Origin of the sequence: Actinoplanes sp. TBRC 11911 (genome assembly GCF_012933445.1) — a bacterium.
Taxonomy (GTDB): domain Bacteria; phylum Actinomycetota; class Actinomycetes; order Mycobacteriales; family Micromonosporaceae; genus Actinoplanes.
The window spans coordinates 96,961-121,057 of sequence record NZ_JABBNC010000019.1; the positions used below are offsets into that span (position 1 = coordinate 96,961).

The 24,097-nt window shown below is 69.6% G+C and carries 27 protein-coding genes; 14 read left to right on the forward strand and 13 right to left on the reverse strand.

Annotation, left to right across the window (positions count from 1 at the left end; genetic code table 11):
- The first annotated feature begins 105 nt into the window (after positions 1-105).
- From HH310_RS24525 to HH310_RS24535, 3 genes are all read left to right on the forward strand, one after another.
- Positions 106-1,566 carry a menaquinone biosynthesis decarboxylase gene (locus HH310_RS24525; RefSeq protein WP_169177980.1) on the forward strand — a complete coding sequence of 487 codons (1,461 nt, stop codon included), beginning with the start codon at positions 106-108 and terminating at the stop codon, positions 1,564-1,566.
- Positions 1,563-2,462, forward strand: a complete 900-nt coding sequence (mqnP, locus tag HH310_RS24530) for a menaquinone biosynthesis prenyltransferase MqnP (RefSeq protein WP_169177981.1) — start codon at positions 1,563-1,565, stop codon at positions 2,460-2,462. Before HH310_RS24525 ends, mqnP begins: the two co-directional genes overlap by 4 nt.
- A 97-nt stretch (positions 2,463-2,559) precedes the next feature.
- Positions 2,560-3,198 (forward strand): UbiX family flavin prenyltransferase, encoded by a 639-nt coding sequence (locus HH310_RS24535; protein WP_169177982.1) that lies wholly within the window; start codon positions 2,560-2,562, stop codon positions 3,196-3,198.
- On the opposite strand, the gene HH310_RS24540 is transcribed toward HH310_RS24535, so the two are convergent.
- On the reverse strand, positions 3,171-3,443 hold the full coding sequence (locus tag HH310_RS24540) for a BldC family transcriptional regulator (protein WP_169177983.1): 273 nt from the start codon (positions 3,441-3,443) through the stop codon (positions 3,171-3,173). The two genes, HH310_RS24535 and HH310_RS24540, sit on opposite strands and share 28 nt — an antisense overlap.
- Before the next feature lie 211 nt (positions 3,444-3,654).
- On the opposite strand from HH310_RS24540, the gene HH310_RS24545 reads away from it, so the two are divergent.
- Positions 3,655-4,104: an Lrp/AsnC family transcriptional regulator gene (locus HH310_RS24545; RefSeq protein WP_169177984.1), complete on the forward strand. Its 450-nt coding sequence runs from the start codon at positions 3,655-3,657 to the stop codon at positions 4,102-4,104.
- A 9-nt stretch (positions 4,105-4,113) separates the two neighbouring features.
- On the opposite strand, the gene HH310_RS24550 is transcribed toward HH310_RS24545, so the two are convergent.
- From HH310_RS24550 to HH310_RS24560, 3 genes are all read right to left on the reverse strand, one after another.
- Positions 4,114-4,737: a putative glycolipid-binding domain-containing protein gene (locus tag HH310_RS24550; protein WP_211192565.1), complete on the reverse strand. Its 624-nt coding sequence runs from the start codon at positions 4,735-4,737 to the stop codon at positions 4,114-4,116.
- Between the two features lie 77 nt (positions 4,738-4,814).
- Complete coding sequence (locus tag HH310_RS24555) at positions 4,815-6,458, reverse strand: DEAD/DEAH box helicase (RefSeq protein WP_169177985.1); 1,644 nt, start codon at positions 6,456-6,458, stop codon at positions 4,815-4,817.
- Positions 6,459-6,698: 240 nt separating this feature from the next.
- Complete coding sequence (locus HH310_RS24560; protein ID WP_169177986.1) at positions 6,699-7,238, reverse strand: hypothetical protein; 540 nt, start codon at positions 7,236-7,238, stop codon at positions 6,699-6,701.
- 286 nt (positions 7,239-7,524) lie between these two features.
- Here HH310_RS24560 and HH310_RS44910 point away from each other — a divergent pair, with 286 nt between their 5' ends.
- Positions 7,525-8,097 carry a hypothetical protein gene (locus HH310_RS44910; protein WP_169177987.1) on the forward strand — a complete coding sequence of 191 codons (573 nt, stop codon included), beginning with the start codon at positions 7,525-7,527 and terminating at the stop codon, positions 8,095-8,097.
- Positions 8,098-8,208: 111 nt separating this feature from the next.
- Positions 8,209-8,742, forward strand: a complete 534-nt coding sequence (locus HH310_RS24570; protein ID WP_169177988.1) for a hypothetical protein — start codon at positions 8,209-8,211, stop codon at positions 8,740-8,742.
- Between the two features lie 40 nt (positions 8,743-8,782).
- Here the strand turns inward: HH310_RS24570 and HH310_RS24575 are convergent, their stop codons facing one another.
- Positions 8,783-10,462, reverse strand: a complete 1,680-nt coding sequence (locus HH310_RS24575) for a C40 family peptidase (RefSeq protein ID WP_169177989.1) — start codon at positions 10,460-10,462, stop codon at positions 8,783-8,785.
- Positions 10,463-10,676: 214 nt separating this feature from the next.
- Between HH310_RS24575 and mqnE the strand changes: the two genes are divergently transcribed.
- From mqnE to HH310_RS44070, 3 genes are read left to right on the forward strand one after another with little or no spacing between them, the layout of a single operon-like run.
- Positions 10,677-11,846 (forward strand): aminofutalosine synthase MqnE, encoded by a 1,170-nt coding sequence (gene mqnE / locus HH310_RS24580; RefSeq protein ID WP_169177990.1) that lies wholly within the window; start codon positions 10,677-10,679, stop codon positions 11,844-11,846.
- A gap of 34 nt (positions 11,847-11,880) precedes the next feature.
- Entirely contained in the window at positions 11,881-12,315 is a 435-nt protein-coding gene (locus HH310_RS24585; RefSeq protein WP_169177991.1) for a hypothetical protein, read from the forward strand.
- 13 nt (positions 12,316-12,328) lie between these two features.
- Complete coding sequence (locus tag HH310_RS44070; RefSeq protein WP_248294369.1) at positions 12,329-12,808, forward strand: DUF4229 domain-containing protein; 480 nt, start codon at positions 12,329-12,331, stop codon at positions 12,806-12,808.
- A 285-nt stretch (positions 12,809-13,093) separates the two neighbouring features.
- Here HH310_RS44070 and HH310_RS24595 read toward each other — a convergent pair whose 3' ends face one another.
- Genes HH310_RS24595 through HH310_RS24620 form a run of 6 tightly spaced genes read right to left on the reverse strand, consistent with a single transcriptional unit; the run spans position 13,094 to position 18,534 of the window.
- On the reverse strand, positions 13,094-13,852 hold the full coding sequence (locus tag HH310_RS24595; protein ID WP_169177992.1) for a VOC family protein: 759 nt from the start codon (positions 13,850-13,852) through the stop codon (positions 13,094-13,096).
- Between the two features lie 50 nt (positions 13,853-13,902).
- Positions 13,903-14,643, reverse strand: a complete 741-nt coding sequence (locus HH310_RS24600; RefSeq protein ID WP_169177993.1) for an ABC transporter permease — start codon at positions 14,641-14,643, stop codon at positions 13,903-13,905.
- A complete protein-coding gene (locus HH310_RS24605) occupies positions 14,640-15,527 on the reverse strand; it encodes an ABC transporter ATP-binding protein (protein ID WP_169177994.1) in 888 nt (295 codons plus the stop codon). Before HH310_RS24605 ends, HH310_RS24600 begins: the two co-directional genes overlap by 4 nt.
- Positions 15,524-15,850, reverse strand: coding sequence for a transcriptional regulator (locus HH310_RS24610; RefSeq protein ID WP_169177995.1), 327 nt, complete (start codon positions 15,848-15,850; stop codon positions 15,524-15,526). Before HH310_RS24610 ends, HH310_RS24605 begins: the two co-directional genes overlap by 4 nt.
- Positions 15,847-16,479, reverse strand: coding sequence for a transporter (locus tag HH310_RS24615; RefSeq protein ID WP_169177996.1), 633 nt, complete (start codon positions 16,477-16,479; stop codon positions 15,847-15,849). The genes HH310_RS24610 and HH310_RS24615 overlap by 4 nt, the downstream gene beginning before the upstream one ends.
- Positions 16,480-16,533: 54 nt before the next feature.
- Positions 16,534-18,534 carry an AAA family ATPase gene (locus tag HH310_RS24620; protein WP_169177997.1) on the reverse strand — a complete coding sequence of 667 codons (2,001 nt, stop codon included), beginning with the start codon at positions 18,532-18,534 and terminating at the stop codon, positions 16,534-16,536.
- Between the two features lie 208 nt (positions 18,535-18,742).
- On the opposite strand from HH310_RS24620, the gene HH310_RS24625 reads away from it, so the two are divergent.
- The 5 genes from HH310_RS24625 to HH310_RS24645 all read left to right on the forward strand — a co-directional run bounded on the left by HH310_RS24625 (position 18,743) and on the right by HH310_RS24645 (position 22,227).
- Entirely contained in the window at positions 18,743-19,126 is a 384-nt protein-coding gene (locus tag HH310_RS24625) for a type II toxin-antitoxin system RelE/ParE family toxin (RefSeq protein WP_169178045.1), read from the forward strand.
- Positions 19,113-19,433: a helix-turn-helix transcriptional regulator gene (locus HH310_RS24630; protein ID WP_169177998.1), complete on the forward strand. Its 321-nt coding sequence runs from the start codon at positions 19,113-19,115 to the stop codon at positions 19,431-19,433. The genes HH310_RS24625 and HH310_RS24630 overlap by 14 nt, the downstream gene beginning before the upstream one ends.
- A 96-nt stretch (positions 19,434-19,529) precedes the next feature.
- Positions 19,530-20,111: a helix-turn-helix transcriptional regulator gene (locus HH310_RS24635; protein WP_169177999.1), complete on the forward strand. Its 582-nt coding sequence runs from the start codon at positions 19,530-19,532 to the stop codon at positions 20,109-20,111.
- A gap of 41 nt (positions 20,112-20,152) precedes the next feature.
- Positions 20,153-21,382 (forward strand): MFS transporter, encoded by a 1,230-nt coding sequence (locus tag HH310_RS24640; protein ID WP_169178000.1) that lies wholly within the window; start codon positions 20,153-20,155, stop codon positions 21,380-21,382.
- A complete protein-coding gene (locus HH310_RS24645) occupies positions 21,379-22,227 on the forward strand; it encodes a menaquinone biosynthetic enzyme MqnA/MqnD family protein (protein ID WP_169178001.1) in 849 nt (282 codons plus the stop codon). The genes HH310_RS24640 and HH310_RS24645 overlap by 4 nt, the downstream gene beginning before the upstream one ends.
- 64 nt (positions 22,228-22,291) lie before the next feature.
- On the opposite strand, the gene HH310_RS24650 is transcribed toward HH310_RS24645, so the two are convergent.
- Together HH310_RS24650 and HH310_RS24655 are read right to left on the reverse strand one after the other, a co-directional pair.
- Positions 22,292-23,248, reverse strand: a complete 957-nt coding sequence (locus HH310_RS24650) for an aldo/keto reductase (protein ID WP_211192566.1) — start codon at positions 23,246-23,248, stop codon at positions 22,292-22,294.
- Positions 23,249-23,269: 21 nt separating this feature from the next.
- Positions 23,270-24,097 carry an SWIM zinc finger family protein gene (locus HH310_RS24655; RefSeq protein WP_169178002.1) on the reverse strand — a complete coding sequence of 276 codons (828 nt, stop codon included), beginning with the start codon at positions 24,095-24,097 and terminating at the stop codon, positions 23,270-23,272.

Below are 24,097 nucleotides of genomic sequence, written 5' to 3' on the forward strand. Positions count from 1 at the left end.
CGGACAGTAAGCCAACAATCGCCCACTCAACGCGAATCGGACATCCGGAGTGACGGTGATCGCCCGCCCTCGGAACTGTCGTACCGGTGCGGAAGACTGTTGGCCATGGCGCCTCGTGGATTCCCGTTCGAAGATCTGCAGAGCTTCCTCGCCGCGCTCGAGGCGGCCGGCGAGCTGCGCCGGGTCACCGTGCCGGTCGATCCGACGCTGGAGATCAGCGAGGTGGTCACCCGTACGGTTCGCGCGGGCGGCCCGGCCCTGCTGTTCGAGCGGCCCACGCGCGGCGAGATGCCGGTCGCGATCAACCTGTTCGCCACCGAGAAACGGATGGCGATGGCCCTCGGCGTCGAGTCGCTGGACGAGATCGGCGAGCGCATCGGCGCGCTGGTCAAACCCGAGCTCCCGGTGGGCTGGTCCGGCATCCGCGAGGGCATCGGCAAGGTGCTGCAGCTCAAGTCCGTCCCGCCGAAGAAGGTGAAGTCCGCCCCGGTGCAGGAGGTCGTGCTCCGCGGCGACGAGGTCGATCTGAACCGGCTGCCCGGCCTGCAGGTCTGGCCGGAGGACGGCGGCATCTTCCACAATTTCGGGCTGACCCACACCAAGCACCCCGAGACCGGCAAGCGCAACCTGGGGCTGTACCGCCTGCAGCAGCACTCGCGCAACACGCTGGGCATGCACTGGCAGATCCACAAGGACTCGACGGCCCACCACGCGGTCGCCGAGCGCCGCGGCGAACGCCTGCCGGTGGCCATCGCGATCGGCTGCGACCCCGTCGTGTCGTACGCGGCGAGCGCCCCGCTGCCCGGCGACATCGACGAATACCTGTTCGCCGGCTTCCTGCGCGGCGAGCGGGTCGAGATGGTCGACTGCGTGACCGTCCCGCTGCAGGTGCCGGCCCAGGCCCAGATCGTGCTGGAGGGCTATCTCGAGCCGGGTGAGCGGCATCCCGAGGGCCCGTTCGGCGACCACACCGGCTTCTACACGCCGGTCGAGCCGTTCCCGGTGCTGCACGTCGAGGCCATGACGATGCGCAAACAGCCCGTCTACCACTCGATCATCACGTCCAAGCCTCCGCAGGAAGACCACGGCCTGGGCAAGGCCACCGAGCGGATCTTCCTGCCGCTGCTGCGGATGCTGATCCCGGACATCGTCGACTACGACATGCCGGAGGCCGGCGTCTTCCACAACTGCGTGATCGTCTCGATCCGCAAGCGGTACCCGAAGCATGCTCAGAAGATCATGAACGCGATCTGGGGCGCGCACCTGATGTCGCTCACCAAGCTGATCGTCGTGGTCGACGAGGACTGTGACGTGCACAACTACGGTGAGGTCGCCTTCCGTGCCTTCGGCAACGTCGACTACGACCGTGACCTGCTGCTCACCCAGGGTCCGGTCGACCATCTCGACCACGCTTCGTATCAGCAGTTCTGGGGCGGGAAAGCAGGCATCGACGCCACCCGTAAGCTGCCGTCGGAGGGCTACACCCGAGGCTGGCCGGACGAGATGACCATGTCGGCCGAGGTGGTGGCGCTCGTGGACAAGCGCTGGAAGGAATACGGAATATGACAGCAGCGGTCGTCGCGGTTCCGGAGAAGCCGGGCAGGGTCAAGTCGTTCCTCGATCTCGTCAAGATCGAGCATTCGGTGTTCGCGCTGCCCTTCGCGTACCTGTCGGCGCTGGTGGCCCTGGACCGCCTGGACACCGGCATCCACTGGATCGACCTGCTGTTGATCACGGTGGCGATGGTGTCCGGCCGCACGTTCGCGATGGCCGCCAACCGCATCCTGGACCGCAAGATCGACGCGCTGAACCCGCGGACTCAGGGCCGGGAGCTGGTCACCGGCGCGGTGAGCCTGCGTACGGCGTGGACCGGCGCGCTGCTTTCGCTGGTCGTCATGGCCGTCGCCGCGGGCCTGCTGAACTGGCTGTGCCTGGCGCTCTTCCCGCTCGCCGTGATCCCGCTGGTGATCTACCCGTACGCCAAGAGGTTCACCAGCTTCCCGCATTACGTGCTGGCGCTGGCCCAGTTCGTGGCGCCGGTCGGGGCGTGGCTGGCGATCACCGGCACGTTCCACGGCTCCGGCCCGGCCTGGGTGCTCGGCGCCGCGGTCGGCCTGTGGATCGGCGGCTTCGACATCATCTACGCCTGCCAGGACGTGGAGATCGACCGCAAGATCGGCGTGCACTCGACGCCGGCCCGCTTCGGCATCCCGGCCGCGCTGTGGATCTCGACCGCGACCCACGTGGTGACCTTCGCGCTGTTTGTGTGGTTCGGGCAGCTCGTCGGCCTGAGCTGGCTGTGGTGGGTGGGCCTGCTGATCACCGCGATCGCGTTCGCCTACCAGCACGTGGTCGTCACACCGACCGATCTGTCCAAGGTCAACCGGGCGTTCTTCACGGCGAATGGTTTCGTCGGCATCGCGCTGTTCCTCTTCACGGTGCTCGACCTGGCCCTCTTGTAAACCCGGGCGACCGAATTCGATCCTCGTCCTTCCCCGTATCGGAGGCCTTGCCGGAGTCCGGTCTCCCACGGCGGTGCCGAGAGGGCACACTTGTTGCATGCGTGAACCGTGGGTCATCGGTGTTTCCGGGGCGTCCGGCACGCCCTACGCCAGGGCCGTGCTGTCCGCGCTGCTGGACGCGGGGGAGTCGGTCGACCTGATCGTCTCCCGGGCGGCCCGGCTCACGCTGCTGGACGAGACCGGCGCGACCATCCGGGACGCGCACTGGAAGGACGACGTCGCCACGTGGCTGGCCCGCGACCTCGGCGACCTGACCTACTGGCCGGTCGGCGACCTGGCCGCCGGCCCGAGCAGCGGCTCGTACCAGGCGAAGGGCATGGTGGTGGTCCCGGCGAGCACGGCGGCCTGCGCCGGGATCGCCATCGGACTGTCCAAGGACCTGCTGCAGCGGGCCGCCGAGGTCAGCCTCAAGGAGCGGCGCCGCACGGTCGTCGTGCCCCGGGAGACGCCGGTTACCCGCAGCCATCTCGAGCACCTGATCGCGCTGCACGACGCGGGCGCGGTGGTGCTACCGGCCAGCCCGGGCTTCTACGGCGCCGGAGCTCAGGCGACCGCGCAACAACTGGTCGACTTCGTGGCCGGCAAGGTGCTGGACGCGCTGAGCGTCCCGCACACGTTGCTGATCCGCTGGCAGGGCGAGCTGAACGCTCAGCGCAACCCGTTAGGCGGGCCGTAACCCATGCCCGGGTTGCTCGGACCTTGGTTGCGTGGCCGGTTGGCGGCGTCGTCCTCGCGCATTTCCTCGACGACGTCGCCTTCGAGCAAGGCGCGTACTTCGGATTCCCGGAATCGGCGGTGGCCACCCGGAGTACGGATACTGCCGATGCGTCCGGCGGCGGCCCATCGCGTGACCGTCTTGGGGTCGACGCGGAATAACGCGGCCACCTCGCCCGGTGTCAGCAGACGATCTCCAGTGTCCACAACCCCCTCCTCGCGTCGGTCTGTTGGAGCGGCCGTGATCACGGTGAGTGTCGGCGTGCTCGATCGGGACGTACAGCCATTAGAGCATTGCCCCGGAACCGAGTCCCTGGAATGCGGAAATAGCCCTATTTGCGACAGTGATCGTTATCCTGCCGCCGAGATGCAGCTAGGGGACGTGAGTAGCAAACTGCCACCCGATTAGGGTCTCACCATGGACTCCATCGACCTCCAGCTGATCGACCTGCTACGGGAGAATGCGCGCTCGTCGTATGCGGAGCTTGCGCGCAAGGTCGGGCTCTCCGCCCCGGCCGTGCACGAGCGGGTCGGAAAGCTTGAGGCAGCCGGCACGATCCGTGGTTATCGTGCCGACGTCGACCACGAAGCGTTAGGTCTCGGTGTTACCGCGCTCATCGGAATCATCGAAGACTCCGGCGCGGACACCGACGACGTTCTGGCCGCTGTGCGGGCCATGCCCGAGGTCGAGAGCTGCTATTTCATGGCCGGTGTCGAGTCTTACCAGCTAATCGTGCGTGTCGGAACCATCGCGGAGCTGGAACAACTCATAGTGCGAATCAATCGGACCCCGGGGGTTGCTTCCACGCGTACGGCCATCGCGCTGTCCACGAAGTGGGAGAACCGGCCGCAGCCCGGTCTGGGCTGATTTGCGCGGTCAGGAGACGCGTTCGGCCAGGCCCGGATAGTCGATCACGAAGCCGTCGTCGTCCACGGCCAGGTCGGCGCTGAAGGTCTCGCTGGCGTAGCGGACCCGGCCGTCGCCCAGCGGCGTGTAGATCTGGTCCGCCTGCACCACCTCCAGGCTGGGCAGCAGGACCCATGCCACGTTCAGCCGGTGCGCCACCCCGGCCTCGGCCTTCAGCAGGCTCAGCCGGCGGATCGGCAACGTGTTCGTCAGCGGCGAGCCGCCCAGGTCCACGTCGAACGCCCCGTACAGCAGATCGGGATCCTCGATGCCCGGCAAGGCGGCCCCGGCATGCCCGGCGGCCGACAACACGGCGTCGAGATCACCCTGCTCGGCGGTGGTGGCGCGCCAGCGTCCGGCCGCCAGCTCCAGCCGCACGCTCCGTGACCAGCCCGCACCCTCGGCGCTGACGTCGAGATGGGCGGTCGCCCAGGACGGCTCGGTCTGCAGCTCGTAATGACACGTGTACGGGATCGGATCGACCGCGAGAGCGGTGCCCCGGGCGTAGAGGCCCGCGGAGGTGTCGACGAGGGCGTGCTCGGAACCTGGGGTGTCCTTGCGCTTCCAGAACACCGAGGTGGGCAGTGGCCGCATTGCCCCTTTCTACCGCACACGAAGGGCCCCGGCACGCGGGTAGCGTGTCGGAGCCCTTCGTTAACGACCGATTCGGATCAGTACGTGCGGGCCGAACGCGGGCTGAACCGGGTGCCGTCGCGACGGTCGTTGCGCTGGTTGTCGCGGCGGAAGCCACCGGCGCGCTCACCGTTGCGGGGCGGGAAGTTGCGGTCGCCCCGCGGACGGTCGCCGAAACCGCCACGCTCGGCGCGGTCACCGGCCGGACGGTCCCCGAAGGAACGCTGCGCACCGTCCTCGAACGGACGCTGCGGGCGGTCACCACCACGGTCACCGCGATCGCCACGGTCACCGCGCGGGCCACGCGGACGGTCACCCCACGAACCACGGGAACGGTCGCCGAAGCGGCCGCCACCGCGCCGGGGCTCGCGACGCGGCTCCGGCTCCTCGATCACGGGCACGCCGCTCGGCTCGCGGGCGCCGGTGACCTCGGACAGCTTGGGGTCGCCGAGGCGTACGCGGACCTCGCCCGGCCGGACGCCGGCCTTGGCCATCATCTGCTGCGTGCTGCGACGCTGCTTCGGCAGCACCAGGGTGACCACCGCGCCGGACTCGCCGGCCCGAGCCGTACGACCGGCCCGGTGCAGGTAGTCCTTCGGGTCCTTCGGCGGGTCCACGTGCACCACGAGCGAGATGCCGTCGACGTGAATGCCGCGCGCGGCCACGTCGGTCGCCACCAGAACGTTGGAGCGACCCTCCTTGAACTCGGCCAAGGTGCGGGTGCGGACCCGCTGGGTCTTGCCGCCGTGCAGCGCGCCGGCCCGGACACCGACCGCGGCCAGCTGCTCGGCCAGCCGGTCGACGCCCATCTGGGTGCGGGCGAAGACGATGGTTTTGCCCTCCCGGTTGGCGATCCACGACGTGATCGGGAACTTCTCCTGCGGCGGGATCAGCAGCAGGTAGTGATCCATCGTGGACACGCTGGCCTCGGCCGGGGCGGTCGAGTGCGTCACCGGGTCGTGCATGAAGCGCTTGACGAGGGTATCGACGTCGCCGTCCAGAGTGGCCGAGAAGAGCAGCCGCTGGGCGCCGTTCGGCGTCTTCGCGAGCAGCTCGGTGACCTCGGGCAGGAAGCCCATGTCGGCCATCTGATCGGCCTCGTCCAGCACGGTGATCTCGATGTCGTCGAGCTTGCAGGCGCCCCGCTCGATCAGGTCGGCGAGCCGGCCCGGGGTGGCGACCATCACCTCGACGCCGCGCCGCAGCGCGTCCATCTGCCGGTCGTACGGCACGCCGCCGACCGCGGTCTTCAGGAAGACACCGACCGCGCGGCCCAACGGCATTAACGAGTCGGCCACCTGCATCGCCAGCTCCCGCGTGGGAACCAGGATGAGCGCCTTCGGGTAGTGCGGGCGGGCGCGGCCGCCCTGCGCGACGCGAGCCAGCAGCGGCAGGCCGAACGCCAGCGTCTTGCCGGAGCCGGTCTGGCCGCGGCCCAGGACGTCCCGGCCGGCCAGCGCGTCCGGCATGGTCGCCGCCTGGATCTCGAACGGGGTGGTGATGCCCTCACGGTTGAGGACGCGGATCAACTCGGCGGGCACGCCCAGGTCGGCGAAGCTGGCCACCTTGGCAGGGGTTTCCTCGGCTGCGGGAGCGCTTTCCTCCACCGCGGGAGTGCTTTCGGATGAATCAGGGGTTTCGAAGACGGACGGAAACGTGCTGGGATCAGCGAAAGTGGTCAAGAGAACCTCTCTACGGGGGCGCATGCTCGCGAAAGGCGCGCCGCGGCTACCGAGAGCCGACCGCTGAAATGCCCGCAAGAACGCCCGTGGCGTGCTTCTTGAAGGCACGCCGCGTCAGTAACTGTCATAAGTGTACGGCTCAACGTTGAGAGCGCCGACCGCATTCCGCGCTGCCAGTGGGCACCCTCACCCCCGGCCGCAACTGCGCAAGCTTAGGGGCTGAGGTGGACTTCGACAAACTCAGCTGAACATGCCGGAGATCATGTCGGTGAAGGCGCTGCCCGCGGTGAGCAGGAATACCAGGCTCACGGTGACCAGCAGGCCCAGAACCACCAGCATCGCGATGGCGACCTTCATATTGCTGCGGCGCCGGTCGACGATCTCGTCACCCCAGCCCTGCGCCAGGATGTGGCCGGTGAGCGAACCCGAATTCTCCACTGCCGCGTTGGTGGAAACCGGCACTGTCATGTCGATCACGTCGTACCCGCCGGTGCCGTAAACCGTGCCCCCCGGCACATTGCGCTGCTGCGGGACGGCGATCGTGGCGTTCGGATCATCCTCGACGCCGGCCTGACGTGCGGTCGAGGTCGCACCGAACGTCGAGCCGCTCGAAGCCGAACCGCCGACCCCGAACGAGGTGGTCGGGGTGCGTGAGCCGGTCACCGGCGGTTTCGTGTACGCCGGTAGGCCGTTGCCGCCGTCCGACAGCGCGCCACCGCCGGTCACCACGCGGCCACGCGTCTGGTTCTGCACTCGGATGGGCTGAGTCTGGTCCGGCACCGAACCTCCGGTCGCGATGGGCATTGTCGGGTCGGCCGCCGGGATCGACGGGGGCGGCGGGAAGATCGGCTGCGGCGGGCCCGGGACGGGGCTCGGCCCCGGCGGGTTGGGCACCGGGCTGGGACCCGGACCGGGCGGCACCGGGAACGGACCCGGGCCGGGCGGAACGGGTGAGGGGCCCGGACCGGGCGGGACCGGCGACGGACCTGGGCCCGGCGGCACGGGACCGGGCGGGCCCGGATTGGGCACCGGCCCGGGGCCCGGCGGCGTCGGAGCCGGTCCGGGCGTGGGTGTCGGGGTGGGCGGCTGGAACGGGCCCGGCCGGGGGCCCGGGACCGGGCTCGGCGACGGCGGCACCGGGAACGGGTCCGGCGGCCGGATCGGCTCGGGCGTGCCCGGTTCCGGCTTGCCCGGCTCGGGGCGCGGCGGCGCCGGCACGGGAACCGGCCGCGGCTCGTCGGGGCGGGTGGGCTCAGGGCGGCCGGGCTCGGGACGGCCCGGCTCGGGACGGCCCGGCTCGGGCTTATCAGGTTCCGGCTTTCCAGGCTCGGGCTCGGACGGCTCCGGCCGAGGCTCGGTGGCCTTGATCGGCTCGCCCCGGCCGGCCCCGTTCGGGGGCACGCTGGCGCGGGCGGCGCCGGCCGCGGGCTCGGCGGAAAGCTTGCGGGACGAGCCGTCGACCATCTCCGGCACCCGCCCGGCGGCCGGGCTGACCGGCCTCGCCGACCCGGTCACCCGTCCGGGGCCGGACGTCGGCGCGGACGTGGGAGTCGACTTCGGAGCGCCCGGGCTGACCGGCTTGGCCGACCCGGTGACGCGCCCCTCCCCGGACGCCGGCGCGGAGCTCGGCGCGCCGTAAACGGACGGTGCGGCAGAGACGGGCGCGGAGGCTGACGCCCTGGCTGAGGGCGGCGCGGACGCCGGTGCGGCAGAAACCGGTGCCGAGGCTGATGCCCTGGCTGAGGGTGGCGTGGAGGCGGGTGCGGCGGAGACGGGCGCGGAGGCTGATGCCCTGGCTGAGGGCGGCGTGGAGGCCGGTGCGGCAGAAACGGGTGCGGATGCCCTGGTCGAAGGTGGCGCGGAGGTCGGCGCGGCGGAGGCCGAGCCGGAAGCGGGCGCCGAGGACACCGGGACGGACGCGGAGCCGGACGCCTTCGAAGTGGGCGGCTTGCTGAACCAGTCGTCCTGCTCGGGAGGCGCAGACACCGACGCGCGGCCGCTGGGGCCACTGACCGGGGCGGCCGACGGCGACGACGAGGCCCAGAGCGCTCCCGGAGCCGGGGGCGGCGGCGGGGCGTACCCCTCCTGGTCCTCGTTTGCGGCGGACCCCGCTGCAGCCGGCTTCGTTTCGTCGCTGCTAGGTGTCGACTGCCGCTCGTCCATCCGTCCTCCAGACCGCCGGGTGCCGCTGGCTCGGACGCCGGGCGCTGCCCTTAACCGTGCCATATCCGCGCTCGTGAGCACACCCGGCATCAACCCGTTTGCGCCCGCTACCAGGCGCTGACCACCGGAAAGGCGGTTTTACCCTATCCGCCCGGAGGATGTCACTTGGACCCGGACGGCGTAGCGGACGACTCCTTGTCCTCCGACGCGGCGGACGAGGTCGCGTGCTCGGTCGCCTCGGCCGAGCTCGAACTCGGGTCCGAGCCGCCCGAGCTCGAGCCGCCGTCGGACGGGCTCTCGGTGGTCGGGTCGGGCGTCGGCGTGGTCGTCGGGTCCTCGGTGGCCGGCGGCTTGGTGGTGGGGTCCGACGTCGGCGGCTTGGTGGTCGGATCCGACGTCGGCGGCTTCGAGGTCGGCGTGGTCGGCGGCCTCGAGGACGGGCTCGTCGGGGGCTTCGAGGTCGGCGTCGTGGGCGGCTTCGACGTCGGGCTGGTCGGCGGCTTGGATGACGGGCTCGTCGGCGGCCTGGTGGACGGGCTCGTCGTGGAGCCGCCGCCGGCCGTGTTGCTGTCGTCCGGCGTGATGTGGCTGAGGTCTGGTCCTTGGGTGACGCCCTCGACCGAGCCGAGAACCCGGGTCGCCTGGAACATCTGCGACCAGCGGACCTTGGTCAACCGGACATCCAAGCCGGTGCGCGGGGCCTCGACCATCATGCCGTTGCCGGCGTACATGGCGACGTGGTGAATGCCTTCCCAGCTGTTGCTGTAGCTGAAGAAGATCAAGTCGCCGGGGAGCAGCGAGTAGCGGTCGACGACCTTGTCGCGCGTCGCCCAGTACTGGTCGCGGGAGACGCGGGGCAGGTCGTAGACGCCGACGCTGCGGTAAGCCGCCCACATCAGGCCGGAGCAGTCGAACGAACCCGGGCCCTCCTCGGACCACTCGTACGGCTTGCCGATCTGGCGCAATGCGTACTGCAGGGCCTGGGCCGCGCGCGGATCGGCGCTGCGGCCGGCCTCCGAGCCGGACAGATACTTGTTGGCGAGCGAGTTGTCGGTCGCGTTCTCGACGGCCTGCGCGGCGTTCAGCTCGGGGGCGTGCGCCTTCTCGTAGGCCTGCTGAGCGGCTTCCTTCTTGCCGATGTCGGCGTTGAGCTTGTCGTACTGCGTGACGAGATCGTCGTACTTCTTCTCGGCCAGCGAGGCCTCGTCGAGGGCGACCTGCTCGTCGAGCTGAGCGTTCGCGAGCTGCTGGGCGGCGGCGCCCTGACCCGAGTCGTCGCCACGCTGGATGCGGGCCAGGTCGTCGAGGCCCATCAGGCCGGGGTCGAAGGAGCCCGGCGGCATCGCGGCGGCCTCGCGGATCGCGGCGGCCGCGGCATCGCTGGCGGCGGACTGTGCCTGTCGCAGCGTCTCCTGCGTCTTGGCGTGTTTCGCCTGGGCGGCCTCGCTCTGGGTCTTCGCAAGATCGCGTTCTTGCCCGAGCGCGATCAGCTGATCGCCGAGGGTGGCGATCTCGGCGCGGCCCTTCTCGGCTTTCTGCACGACGGGACTGGACGACGTGGTGGTCGTCGGGGTCGGCGTCGGTGTGCCCGGGGTCGGCGACTGCTGGCCCGGCATCACGAACGTGCCGGCGACGATCGGCCGGGAGCCGGTGTCCGGCACCGACTGCACGGCGGGCACCGGCGGGGCCGGCGCTAACCGCGGCGCGACCGGGGCGCCGGCGAACGCGGGCATCGGCGTGAACAGTGCGGCGATCGCGGCGGCAGCGGCCGTGAGGACGACCGGGCGCCACCAAGGGCGCGCCGAGCGCGACTGCCGAGCTGCGAATCGTGCGGTTGCCATGAACTCCCCGGTCTCTGACGTCGGACGTATCGCCGCTTGCCGTCCCCCTAAATGCTTACCGCAACGCTCGGAGACTGTCGATTGATCGGAGGTGAAAGAACGCTGGGAATCGTGCGAACGATCATCGTGACCCCGGCCGCTCGGCCGACCCGGCCGGGTGATCTTGTCGGTGGGTGGTCGTACCCTCGACCCCGAGGAACGGAGAGGGGCGCCCATGGATGCCGGACTGAAGCGCGAGCTGGAGCAGAAGGTCTATGCCGGTGAGCGGCTGACTCGCGAGGACGGTGAGGCGCTGTACGACAGCGATGACCTCGCCTGGCTCGGGCGCCTCGCGCACCACAAGCGCACCGAGATGAACGGTGATCGGGTGATGTTCAACGTCAACCGGCATCTGAATCTCACCAACGTCTGTTCGGCCAGCTGTGCATATTGCTCGTTCCAGCGCAAACCGGGCGAGAAGGATGCGTACACCATGCGCATCGACGAGGCCGTCGCCAAGGCCAAGGAGATGGAGGACGAGCAGCTCACCGAGCTGCACATCGTCAACGGCCTGCACCCGTCGCTGCCCTGGCGGTATTACCCGAAGGTCCTGCGCGAGCTGAAGGCCGCGTTGCCGGACGTCAAGCTCAAGTGCTTCACGGCGACCGAGGTGCAGTGGTTCGAGAAGATCAGCGGGTTGCCCGCCGACGAGATCCTCGACGAGCTGATGGACGCCGGTCTCGAGTCGCTGACCGGCGGCGGTGCCGAGATCTTCGACTGGGAGGTCCGGCAGCACATCGTCGACCACAACACCCACTGGGAAGACTGGTCGCGCATCCACCGGCTGGCCCACCAGAAGGGCATGAAGACACCGGCCACGATGCTGTACGGCCACATCGAGGAGCGGCGGCACCGGGTCGACCACGTCATGCGGCTGCGCGAGCTGCAGGACGAGACCGGTGGTTTCGCGGTGTTCATCCCGCTGCGGTACCAGCACGACTTCGTCGACTCGCAGGACGGCAAGGTCCGCAACCGGCTGCAGGAGCGCACCACGATGGCGGCGCCGGCCGAGTCGCTGAAGACGTTCGCCGTCTCCCGCCTGATGCTCGACAACGTGCCGCACGTCAAGTGCTTCTGGGTCATGCACGGCCTGTCGGTGGCCCAGCTCTCGCTGAACTTCGGCGCCGACGACCTGGACGGCTCGGTGGTGGAATACAAGATCACCCACGACGCCGACTCGTACGGGACGCCCACCACCATGCATCGTGAGGACCTGCTCAACCTGATCTGGGACGCCGGTTTCCAGCCGGTCGAGCGCAACACGAAGTACGAGGTGGTCCGGGAATACCCGAAGCCGCAGGCCCAGGCCGACCGCCGGGCCGAGCCGCAGCAGGTCTGGGCATAAGGGACGCGGTGCCTGGGCGTACTCTCGGACTGTCATGACCGACACGAAGAGTGCGCGACGCCCGCGCCGCGACGCGAACGGACGCCTGGCCACCGTCGGCGATCTTCTCGGCACCGCCCTCGCCGGCCTGGTGGTGGGTGGCGTCGTGCTGCTCGTCTTCCAGGCCGTGCTGTCGCTCGTGCACATCTCGGACTTCGGGGACGCCAGCGGATGGATCGCGATCATCCTGCCGGTCTGGCTGTTCACTGAGGAGTTCCGGGCCGCGGGCTGGGGCGGGCACCGCATCATCGCCGCCGCCCTGGCCGCCGGCTTCGGGGTCGCGCTGGGACTGAGCGTCGCCGGTTTCGTGTCCGGCCAGTTCGGCTTCCCGTCGTTGTTCAGCGGCATGCTCGGCGCCGCCACCTGCACGATCGTCTACTGCCTGGTCTGGTTCTACGGCCTGCGGTGGCTCGGCCACCGGGCGGGCTAGGAGAGAAGAGAAGATGAGTCCCGCCGTCAAGTACACGCTCGGCCGGCTCGGCCTGTTCGTCGTGCTGCTCCTGCTGATGATCATCGTGCCGATCCCGCTCAACATCTTCGTCAAGGCGATGCTGGCGCTGGTGATCTCCGCGGTGCTGTCGTACTTCCTGCTGGCCGACTGGCGCAACAAGATGGGCGAGCAACTGGCCGGTGCCGCTTCCCGCCGCACGGCGGAGAAGGAGCGCCTGCGCGCGGCCCTGGCCGGCGACGAGCAGGCGGCCGCGACCGGCGACCGGGCGGCCGACCCCGTCGCCGAGCCCGAGCTGGTCGAACGCGACGCGCTCGAGGTCGACGCGCTAGAGGTTGACGCGGACAAAGCGGACGTCGAGCCCAAGGCGAAGGCCAATGCCGAGGCCGACGCCGAGGAACGCGACGCCGAGCCCGAGGCCGACAAGCAGGGTGCCGCTGTCGACGCGGGCAAGCAGGGCGACGCAGGCAAGTAAGGCGACGAACAACACGGATTGCCGTGCGCCAATTGCCTGCGCGAATTGATTGCTCGGCGCGGCAATAAAATCTCGTGGAACTATATTTGTGGCGCTGATCCCACACGGGCCAAGACTACGTTCAACCATGGGCTGCTTACCGTCCACATGCGCAATAAGCTGGGCGGCAGCCGCCCGGGTAGTCACACGGGCGCCACTTTTGTGAAGGGAGACCCGTTGGAGACGACCACTATCTGATTTCGGCTGTGGTGGCCGATGAGTGGCGGCGCGGATACGCGCCGCCACTCACCTTGAATGGCCCGCGAGAATCGCGAAATAACCGCCCTGCGGATCCTCCAGTACGGCGTATCGCCCGACCTGCAGGCTGGTCGGCGGCTGCAGGACGTGACCGCCCAGTTGCAGCGCCGTGCCGGCGGAGATGTCGCAGTCGTGGACCGCGAAATAGACCATCCAATGTGGGCTCATGTCGTCCGGCCACTCGTCGCCGATCATCGGCTGGATGCCGCAGACCGGTGTCTCGGCGACCTTCGCCACCACGTACGGCAGCCCGTCCATCGTGCTGTTGCGAAATCCCCAGCCGAACACCGAGCCGTAGAACGCCATCGAACCCTGCAGGTCCCGCGTGTTCAGCTCGTTCCAGGTGAGCGCGCCCGGCACATCGAACACCGTGGCACCGCGCATCGTGCCCGGCTGCCACACGCTGAACGGCGCGCCCGTACGGTCCAGAAACGCGGCCATCCGGCCCTGGTCCGTCACGTCGAACGGTGGCACCAGCACCTGACCGCCCGCGGCCACCACCCGGGCAGCCACGTCGTCCGCGTTGTCGGTGCCGATGTACGTGCTCCACGCCGTCGGCTGGCCCTCGCCGTAGAGCGGACCGGCCCCGGCGACCGGATTCCCGTTGAGCAGGAACGTCGTGTACCCGCCGTACTCGTCGCCGGAGATCTCCGCCGTCCAGCCGAACAGCGTGGTGTAGAAGCGCCGCGCGTCCTCGAGATCAGCGGTCCCGAGGTCCACCCACGTGGGCGCACCCGATGCGGTCATCGGCGCATCGTCGCACCGCGCGTCTTTGGACAGGCTTAAGTGTCGAAGTTCTAGCTGAAACGACGACCCTCATCGCGTCGATAGGCCCATGCCGCGACTGCCGCGAGCACGACGGTCCACGCGATCAGCGAAGCCACCGAGCCGAGGCTCACGGGGTAGTCGCCGACGGCGGCCCACATCAGTCGCACCGCGCCGCCGGTGGGGAGGTAGGGCGCGAGATCCTCGACGAATCCCGGGGCGCCGCCCGGCGCGGTCATCAGCCCGCCCGCGAAGGCCAGCGGGAAGAACAGCACCTGGGCGACCACGATCGCCGCCTTCGACGGGAGCGAATAGCCGATCGAGAGTCCCATCAGGATGAACGGCACCGCGATCAACGCGGTCACCCCGGCCGCGGCCAGGAATTCGAGTGGCGTCACCGTGGCGGCGGTCAGGAATGCCGCGATCAGCACCACCGGAAGCAGCGCGAACACCATCAGGCACAGGCCCGAAATGATGCGCCCGGCAAACCGCGGAAAAGCACCGACCGGCAGCGTACGCACGTACGGATCCCAGGGCTGCACGCGGTCTTCGGAGACTCCTATGCCGTACTGGAAAAGGTTTGTGCTCATCACCGCGAAGGTAATCATCGAAGCGGTGGCGTAGGTGGCGCCCTGCGGATCGTCGCCGGCGAACGGGACCACGAATGCGAGCATCGACGCGGCCGGCCAGAACGAGCTGCCGATGACGGCGATCGGAATGCGGAAGGTCTCGAGGATCTGGAACTTGGCGTGGGTCAGGGTGAGCGAGGTCATCGGGCTGTCTCCATGGCCGGCGCTTCGGTGAGGGTGAGGAAGGCCTCCTCCAGCGAGGTGGGACGCACCTCCAGGTCGGTGAACGCGACGTCGTGCCGGACCAGGTCGCGGACGAGCTGGTCGGAGTCCGGTGTGATGAGGTGCAGCCGGTCGCCGTCCCGCTCGACGTTGATCACACCGTCCAGCTGAGGCAACGACGCGTCGGAGGTGAGACTGACCCGGCGGATGGCGACCAGGCCACGGATCGCCGGCACGGTGTCGTCGGCGAGCACCCGGCCGCCCCCGATCACCACCACCCGCTGGGCCAAGGCCTCGACCTCCTCCAGGTAGTGGCTGGTCAGCACCACCGTCCCGCCGTCGGTGTGGAACGACCGGATGCCCTCCCACAGGGACCGCCGCGCCTCGACGTCCAGTCCCGTGGTCGGCTCGTCCAGGAACACGATGCGCGGCTTGCCGAGGAACGCCAGCGCGACGGCCACTCGCCGTTTCTGCCCGCCGGAGAGTCCACCGGTCTGCCGGCGTACGAGATCGGTCAGGCCGAAGCGGTCCAGCAGCTCGTCTCGCGTCATCGGGTCGGCATAGTGCGCTCGTACGAAATCGACGACCTCACCGACGCGCAGCGAGGCGGGCAGACCGGTTTCTTGTGGAGTTACCCCGAGTAATCGGCGCGAGGCCGGCAGGCGAGGATCGCCGCCGCACAGCTCGACCACCCCGGAGGTCGGTCTTCGGATGCCGATGAGCAGGTTGACCAGGGTGCTCTTGCCGGCGCCGTTCGGACCGAGCAGGCCGACCAGCTCACCGGCCGTGACGTCGAGCGAGACGCGGTCGAGGGCCAGGGTGTCGCCGTAGCGGCGGGTCACCTCGACCGTGCGGGCCAGGATCATGACTCCTCCAAGGGGTTGAGCAGGGCACGAAGGGCGGCGGTGTACTCGTCGAAGGCGAGCCGGCCGCGGCGGGTGAGCCGGACCAGCGTGGTGGGGGTGCGGCCGTGATGGGTCTTGGTGACCTCGACGTAGCCGGCGTCCTCGAGCTTGCGCAGATGCACCGAGAGGTTGCCGGCGGTCATGCGAAGGGAGTCCTGCAGCCTCGGGAAGGTGACCCGGTCGTCCTCCCGCAGGACGGACAGGGCGGACACCACGCGAAGCCTCGCTTGAGCGTGAATGACCGGGTCAAGCTCGGTGACCTGCGGGTCGATGCCGTCGCTCATCGCAGCCGCAGCCAGCCGATGAGGCCGGTGAGCAGCAGGGCGCCGCCGCCGAGGACCGCGACGATCAACGAGTGCCAGCCCGGCCCGATCACGATGCCGACCAGGTTGATCACGCTGGTCCAGGCGCCCAGGTAGAACAGGTCGCGGTTGTTCCACAGTGCACCGCCGGCCATGTGCAGCGCGCCGGCCAGCGCCACCATGCCGCCCGCCCAGAGCAGGCTCGACCTCTCCTCCGGCAGGTCGTCGGCGAACAGGCTGAACAGTGTCACCATGCAGGCGAACGAGATCGCCCAGGTCAGGCCGTAATACAACCCCTGCCGTGAGGTCGGGCCGCTCAGGATGCGCGCGTGCCGGGTGCCCACCACGCCGGTCACGACGCCGGCCGCGATGATCAGGAGCAGCAACAGGTTGAGCGGCACGAAGCTCGGCAGGTCGACGGTGACGTGGCCGTTCGGCCCGTAGCGCAGGAACAGCGCGCCGAAGCCGATCAGCCAGGCGAAGCCCCACGGCCAGAGCATCAGCCGTGGGTCGGGGGTGATGTCGCGGACGAGATTTGCCCGCTCGCGCTGGATCAGAGCGAGCGACTCCGCCGGGTCGCCGAGGGGTAAGTCATCGTCGGTGAGTGCCATGCAAAGAACTTTACGGCATAAAGTCAAAGAGGTTTGTGCCATAAAGTTGACAGCTCATGCGATCGCGTCCGGCAGCGGTTTCGCGTGTACGACCGTGAGCCGCGAGACGGCGCGCGTCAGCACCACGTACAGCCGGTTCAAGCCGCGTGCCTCCGCCGCGACGATGTCGGCCGGCTCGTGCACCACCACGTGGTCGTACTCCAAGCCCTTGACCAGCGTGGCCGGCACCACCGTGACGCGCGCGTCGGTGTCGATGTCGTCCGGCACCGCGTTGTCGATGCCGGCCGCCGCGAGATGCGCGCGCAGCCGGTCCACCGCGGTGTCCGCCGCGATCACCGCGACCGAGCCCTCGTGCCCGAGCGCCGCGGTGACCTCGACCAGCGTCTCGGCGTCCAGATCGGACGGTTCGCCCACCTCGGTGATCACCAGGTCACCGTCGCGACGCAGCGAAACCGCCTCCGGTACATCCACCGCCAACGCCGGCAGCAGGCGATTGGCCAGAGCCAGCACGGCCTCCGGTACGCGGAAACCGACGGTCAGCGGCACGACGGCAGCGTCCGGCTTGCCCAGATGCGCGAGCGTGACCCGCCAATCCGAGGCGGCCCACGGCGCCGTGCCCTGCGCCAGGTCACCAAGCAGCGTGATCGAGCCGTGCTCGCTGCGCCGCGCGATGGCCCGCGCCTGCATCTGTGAGATGTCCTGCGCCTCGTCGACCACCACGTGCCCGAAGCTCGTCTCGCGCTGCAGCAGCCCGGTCGCCTCGTCGATCAGCACCAGGTCGGCGGCGCTGAACTTCGCCGCCTTGACCGTGCGCGGCGGCTTCGGCCAGCGGATCGCCTCGCGTTCGTCCTCGGTCAGGATCCCGTCCGCCGCGGACGGATCGACCAGCACGTCCACCACCAGCGCCGTCGCCGTGACCGCGGGCCAGCACGTGTCGAGGAACGAGGTCACCGGCGCCACCTTGCTCATCCGGCGCAGCCAGGCATCGGTCGGCGAGTTGCCGGTGCGGTACTCGGACTGGCGTTGCAGCAGGCCGACCACCCGGGCGCGGACCCGCTCGCGGCCCACCTCGTACGGCAGGTTCTCGCGCCGGGCCTCGTCCACGATCCGGCGCAGCGGTTCCGGATCGATGCGCCACCGGTACGAGCCGTCCGACACCATGATCGGCTCGGTGGGCTTGACCAGCCGGTCCCAGAGCGCCTTGCGCAACACCTCGGCCATCCGCACGTCGTGCTTGACCAGGATGGCTTTCTCGTCGTCGGTGGCCCGGACCGGCACCCGGGCGATCAGCTCGTCGACGGTGCTCTGCTGCACCTCGATCTCGCCGAGGGCGGGCAGCACCGCGGAGATGTAGGACAGGAAGGCCGTGTTCGGCCCGACGATCAGCACGCCGGACCGGCGCAGCCGCTCGCGGTGCAGATAGAGCAGGAAGGCCGCCCGGTGCAGGCCGACCGCGGTCTTACCGGTGCCGGGCGCGCCCTGCACGCAGATCGAGTCCTCCAGGTCGGCGCGGACCAGCTCGTCCTGCTCCGGCTGGATGGTGGCGACGATGTCCCGCATCGGGCCGACGCGCGGCCGCTCGATCTCGGCGGTCAGGATCCGGCTCTTGGTGCCGAGCTCTTCGCCACGGTCCAGGTGCTCGTCCTCGAAGCTGGTCAGCTCACCCCGGACGAACCCGAACCGGCGGCGGGTGGCCACGCCCTGCGGATCGCGCACGCTGGCCCGGTAGAAACTGCGGCTCAGCGGCGCCCGCCAGTCCAGCACCATGGGCTCGCCGGCGTCATCGGTGACGTGCCGGCGGCCCACGTGGTAGGCGCTTTCGTCGATGTCGAGCCGCCCGAAGAACAGCGGCGTCGTCGGGTCGTCGGCGAGCTCGGCCACCCGCTTGGACAGTTGCCGTCCGAGCGACTCGGCGGCGAACGAGTCGCCGGCCACCTCGGAGCCGGACGAGAAGAGAGCCTCGGCGCGGCCGCGCATCCGGGCGAGGGCGGCGCGGGACTCGCTGAGGTGGTGGCGTTCGTCGGCCAGTTCGCGGTCGAGATCTGGTGCGGGCACGGGTCATCCTCGCGGGCTCGAAACGGCTGCTCCGCGTTTCCGTCGGGCGCTGGGCGGCCCTCGGCGCGGGGACGTCCGCTGCGGTGCATGCTCACCACGGCCGTCAAGCGAGCCCTCCACGTTACGCCCCACCAGCCCCCCACCCCACCGAATTACCACCTCTCGACACTCGAGCAACTTAAGAATATTCTTAACCTGGAGGTGGGTGATGGAGTGGGAAATCTTGATGACCGAGCAGGTCGAAAAGTTCCTGGACGCGCTTTACGGCGCTGACCGCAGCACCCACAGTCTGGTAAACCAAGCCATACTCATTCTGGAACGAAACGGACCGGGCGAAGGCAGGCCGCTTGTTGACAGCATCACGGCCTCGCAGCTCTCCAACATGAAGGAGCTGCGACCACCCTCCGCCGGTCGGACCGAGGTACGGATTCTCTTCGTCTTCGATCCGTGGCGATCCGCGGTGTTATTGGTCGCGGGCGACAAGTCGGGCCAATGGAACCGTTGGTACAGGCAGGCGATTCCAGAAGCCGAGGAGTTGTACGCGCTCTACTTGAAAGAGCGGCTGGGGGACGTGGCAGATGAGCGGGACTAAGCGCTGGCGGGACACCGACCACCTCGATCGGGCCGTGGAGAGCGCAGGCGGTGCGGACGCGTTCGACGCCGGTGTCGGGGAGATGCTAGACCACGCGCGCGGCTGGCGGCTCGCCGAGCTCCGCCGTCGACGGGAGATGACGCAGGAGCAGGTCGCGAGGCGAATGGGGATCTCGGTCGCCCGGGTCTCGCAGATCGAGGCGGGTGATGTGTCGACCCAGGACGTACTCGCACGATATGTCGCCGCTCTCGGCGGCACGCTCAAGCTGATCGCCGATTTCGGGGACGAGCAGCTCAAGGTGGCGTGAGGACATGGCTGCGGCCGGGCTGAACAATGGGTTCATGACCGACTGCAGCGAGCGGCGCTCAGCCCCACCTCCCGACGGCCGTTCGGAGGCCCAGTCATGACGGACGGGCCTTTCTCGTCGCCCGGGGTTCGGGTCAGCGATCCGCAGGTCATGCGTGCGCTGGCCCACCCCGCTCGAATCGAGATCATGGACTATCTCCACAACAACGATGCGGGCGTGACCGCGACCGAGTGCGCCGGCCGGGTCGGGCTCTCGCCCAGTGCGACCAGCTACCACCTGCGGGAACTCGCCAAGTACGGGCTCGTCGAGCAGGCGGCCAGCCGCGGCGACGGGCGCGAGCGAGTCTGGCGCGCCGCCGCCCGCAACATGCGGTTCCGGGCCGAACCGGATCAGCCCGGTGCGAAGGAGGCCGAGCGGACACTCGCGGACGCGTACCTCACCAATGATTTTCAGAAGATGCATGACTGGGCGGCCCGCGAAGGCGACGAACCCGAGGCGTGGCGCGAGGCGAGCCTGCTGTCGCGCATGCACCTGTTGCTGACCGCGGAGGAGCTCGCCGAGGTGAACAAGCAGGTCATGGCCGTTCTGGAACCGTATCGCGCACGTGAACGCGAGGCCGGCGCGCCGGAGGGGGCCCGCCGGGTGCTGATGCACTACCTGGTCTTCCCGGACGCATAGAGGGGCTTGCATCCGAAGATGTGAAGGAATAACTTCGAAGTGTGTCCTTCACATCTGGCACGACGCGCTGGGCCGACGTCTCCCTCATCGCGGGGGCGCGCGGCATCTCGGTCCTAGGTGACTTCCTCGCGGCGACGACCCTGGCGCTCGTGCTCCAGCAGCGGGGGCATGGCGGCCTGGCGGTCTCCGGGTTGCTGATCGCGGCGAGCCTGCCGCTGGCCCTGCTGGCCCCGATCGGCGGCCGGCTGGCCGACCGGGTTGACAGCCGCACGATCCTGGTTCTCACCGGCCTGGCGCAGGCCGCGATCTGCGCGTGGCTCGCGTTCACCGGCAACCCGGTGCTGATCATCGCGCTGGTCGCGGCGCTGGCGAGCGGGCTGGCGCTCACCCAGCCGACGACGTCCGCGCTGCTGCCGAGCATGGCCAGCCAGGACGATCTGCCCAAGGCGAGTGGCCTGGTGCAGACCGCCGGGATGATCGGCATGCTGGTCGCGCCCGCGCTCGCCGGCCTTCTGGTGGGGCAGACCGGGGCGCGGCTGCCGCTGCTGGTGGACGCCGCGAGCTATCTGGCGCTGGTCGTCGCGGGCCTGTGCGTGAAGACCCGTCGTCGCGGCGCCACCGCCCAAGCGGGCGCGACGCCGATCGCGTGGCGTCTGCGCGACGGCCGCACGCTGTTCGCCGCGGTCGTGGCGATCACCGCGGTCGTCGCCGGCGTCGGCGCGATCAACGTGGTCGACGTGTTCTTCATCCGGGACACGCTGCACGCCTCCACCACGCTGTACGGGCTGGTCTCGGCCGCGTGGATGGCCGGCATGGTGCTCGGCAGCATCGGCTTCGGACGTCTGCGGCGCGAGCGGATCACCGTGCCGGGCCTGCTGGCGCTCGCCGCCGGGGCGTGCACGGCGGTGTTGCTCGCGGCGGCCGTGCCCGGGGCCGGGTGGATGCTTCCGCTCTGGGTCGCCGGGGGCATCTGCAACGGCGGCGTCAGCGTATTCATCACGGTGATCATCGCGAGTCGCGCTCCCGCCGTCGCGCACGGACGCGCGTTCGCCGTCTTCGGTGCCGCGGTGCAGGGTGGCAGCCTGTTCGGGCTTCTGCTCGCCGGCCCGCTCGTCGAGGTGGTCGACCCGCGCATCCTCATCGCTGCCCTGGGCGCCGCCGGGCTGATCGCCGCGGCCGCCTGCATCCCCCTCGTGCGTCTGCGAAATGAAACACTCTCGCGTCCGCCGGTCGACGAGAGGACCTTGGTGGGGGATAGCGTCGGAGCATGAGCGACAACATCCGGCCCCGTGTAGGGCACATCCAGTTCCTCAACTGTTTGCCGATCTACTGGGGCCTGATGCGCTCCGGCGCTCTGCTCGACGTCGATCTGTACAAGGACACGCCGGACAAACTCAACAACGATCTGGTCGCCGGCAAGCTTGATATCGGCCCGATCAGCCTCGTCGAATACCTACGCCACGCGGACGAGCTACTTCTGCTGCCGAACCTCGCGGTCGGCAGCGACGGCCCGGTCCTCTCGGTCAACTTAATCTCGACTCGTCCGCTCAACGAGCTTGACGGCCGCCCGGTGGCACTCGGTTCAACTTCGCGCACCGGCGTCCTTCTGGCCCAGATGTTGCTTGCCGAAAAATACGGTGCCGAACCCTCCTACTTCCGGTGCCCGCCCGAGCTCAACCAGATGCTGCTGGAGGCCGACGCCGGCGTGCTGATCGGCGACCCGGCGCTGCGGGCCATGCACGACGAGCCGACCAGCGGCCTGCAGGTCATCGACCTCGGGGAGGCGTGGAAGGAGTGGACCGGTCTACCGATGGTGTTCGCGGTGTGGGCGGTCCGGAAGGACTTCGCGGCGAACCACCCGGGAGCGGTCAAGGACGTGCACGACGCGTTCCAGCGCTCCCGCGATCTCTGCCTGACCGAGCTCGACGAGGCGGCGGCCGCGGCGGCGCGCTGGGAGAGCTTCGACGCACCGACCCTGGCCAACTACTTCCGGGTCCTCGACTTCTCGCTGGGCGACCGCCAGATCGAGGGGTTGCGCGAGTTCGCCCGCCGGGCAGCGGCCCGCGGCGAGGTGCCCGCGCTCCCGGCGGACGGTCCGCTGTTCGCCGAGGTCTAAACCCTTCCTCCCGTACGCGACGGGGCAGCGGCCGCCTTCCGCTACCCCGTTGCGGGCCCCGCGGTCAGCCGTTGAGCGCCGCGTCCAGGGCGGCCGAGTCGTCGGCGGTGAACTCCCAGGCGGCGGCGGCCGCGTTGACCTGGACCTGGGCCTTCGTGGTGGCGCCCGCGATCACGCTGCTCACCGCGGGGCGGGACGCCAGGCCGGCGATCGCCACGTCGAGCAGGCTGTGGCCGCGCTGCTCGCCGAACGCCGTGAGCCGGTCGATCGTGTCCCAGTCGGCGTTGTCCAGCCAATGCGTGTACTGCGGGCGGGACATCCGGTCCTGCGCGGCCGGGCGCTCGCCGCGCTGATACTTGCCGCTGAGCAGGCCGGACGTGAGCGGGCGGAACGGCAGCTGACCCAGGCCGAAGCGCTCGCACGCCGGCAGCACTTCCTCCTCCGCGCCGCGGAAGAGCAGGCTGTAGTGGTTCTGCGCGCTCACGAACGGCGTCATGTTCGCCGTCCGGGCGGTCCAGTCGGCGTCCGCGATCTGCCAGCCGGAGAAGTTCGAGTTGCCCAGGTATCGCACCTTGCCGGCGCGCACCAGGTCGTCGAGCACGGCCAGGGTCTCCTCGATCGGAGTCGCCGGGTCGGGCCGGTGGAACTGGTAAAGGTCGATGTAGTCGGTCTGCAGGCGGCGTAACGACGACTCCACGGCGCGCGTGATGTACCGGCGGGAGCCGCGCGCGTCGAAGTCGTTGCCGTTCAGCCGGCCCGCCGGCCAGCCGACCTTCGTCGCGACGATCACATCCTCGCGGCGGCCCTTCAGCGCGTTGCCCAGCAGTTCCTCGGACCGGCCGTGCGGCTCGCCGTACGTGTCGGCGGTGTCGAACAACGTGATCCCGGTGTCGATGGCCGCGTCCACGACCTCATTCACTCCGCCCTGGTCAAGCTTGCGGCCGAAGTCGTTGGTGCCGATGCCGACGACGGACACCACTAAGCCGCTTCTGCCCAGACGGCGGTAACGCATGTCGCTCATGTTTTCGAACCTTACGCGCGCCTACTCCTCGTGATCGGCCAGGTCCCGGTAGGCGGATCGGAGCAGATCGGTCAACGGGATGTGCCGCACCTTGACCGGCGGCGCGTCGAGTGCCCGCAGCAGCAACTCGGGTGGCGTCGTCACCCGGGACGGGCGCTCGCGCAGGCGGCTCAGGCTGATGCCGGGGGAGTAATAGTCGGCGAGCCGGGACTCCAGCGGGCTCTCGTCAACGGCGAGCGGGTCGACCTCGGGGAGCGGCTCGGGGGTGCCGCGCAGCGCGTCCAGCAGCGCCTCCCGGGCCCGGCCGCGCCAGGCCAGCACCAGGAACGGGTCGTCGTCGAAGGCCTCGGCCAGCACATAGAGCACCGCGGAGCCGTGCTTGCACGGGACACCCCAGTCCGGGCACGTACAGCGAATGTCCAGGCTGCCGGGGAAGAGCGGCAGCCCCTGCTCGTCGAACAGCTCGACGATCTCCTGCGGCATCTCGCCGGCCAGCAGCGCCGCCCGGTACAGCGCCCGCGCGCCCAGGGCCTCCGTCAGCGACGTCCACTGTGCCTCGTCGAACGCGTCGATCACGATCGTCACGGCGTACGGCTCGGGTCGGGAACCTTGCACCTGGGCCGTGACCCGGCCCGGCGAGAGGGAGAAGCCGAGGACCTGGCCTTTGCGGGCGTAGGCGCGGCCGCGCGTCAGGCGGCCGGGGTCGCAGACCTGCTCGAGCACGTCGACGAAGCGGCGCGACCACCACTGCGCACCGATGTTGCCGCGTTTGGCCCGGACCGCGATGCCGCCGTCGACCTCGATCGCCTTGGTCGTCTCGAAGAACGTGCCACTCCTGTCGAAAGGCAT